Annotated in this window: 1 protein-coding gene; it reads right to left on the reverse strand. The window is 69.2% G+C overall.

Annotation, left to right across the window (positions count from 1 at the left end; genetic code table 11):
- Positions 1-654, reverse strand: a 654-nt coding sequence (locus ELR45_RS34690; protein WP_165367528.1) for a protein kinase, incomplete at its 3' end; no start/stop codon positions are given.
- Positions 655-818: the final 164 nt, after the last annotated feature.

Consider the following 818-nt stretch of genomic DNA (forward strand, 5'->3'; position numbering starts at 1 on the left):
CCTGGCCGACGGGAGCTTGCCGTCGATGCGCGGGGCGGGCGCCAGCCCTCCGGACACGGTGGTCGGCCAGTGAGCCGTCAGGCACGCGTAGAGCACGCCTCCGACCCCGGCCGCGTCCAGGCCGACCGGATCGCTCAACGGCGCGTCAGAACCGTCCCGGTACACCTCAGTCGGCCCGTGGAGTACGGCCTCCGTCTCCAGACCGGCGATCTTGATCGACCCCTCCGCGGTCAAGAAGATCAGCGTCGGAACGAGATGCCGGTGGAAAAGTTGCTGAGCATGTGCGCTGGCCATCGCGTCGGCGACCTCGCGGCCGATGGCTGTGGCGTGCTGTGTATGGAACGGACCGTCCGCGAGCAGAGTGCAGAGATCACGGCCCGGGGTCCACTCCCGGACGAGATAGGACACGCCGTCCGTGCCGATATCGAGAACCCGGAGGAACCTGGGGTCGTCGATGGTCGAGGCCTTCCGCGCGGCCGTGACGAACTGCTCGGCCCGAGCGTCGTTGGCGTCGATGGTCTGGATGAACACCGGGCGCTGCAGGACGTCGTCGAAGCCGTGCCAGGAACGCGCGCCGGCGGTGTCGTCGAGCAGACGCTCGACGCGGTACCTGCCGGCGAGCATCTGAGCTCGCCCCGAGGTCTGAGTGGCCATGCCGCTCCGCGGTCCCAGCGGGAGCTCCGGCTGGGTGTCGACGCTGAGGTGGTCGGCCCTCCGCGTGTGACCCAAGCCCCCGTCTGGAGCAATGCTAGGCCGTACACGGCTTGCTGTCGGGCTGGAAACGCTGGGTACGCCGTGCATAGTGGCGCCGTGGATGG

Source organism: Phytoactinopolyspora endophytica, assembly GCF_004138495.1.
Taxonomy (GTDB): Bacteria; Actinomycetota; Actinomycetes; order Jiangellales; family Jiangellaceae; genus Phytoactinopolyspora; species Phytoactinopolyspora endophytica.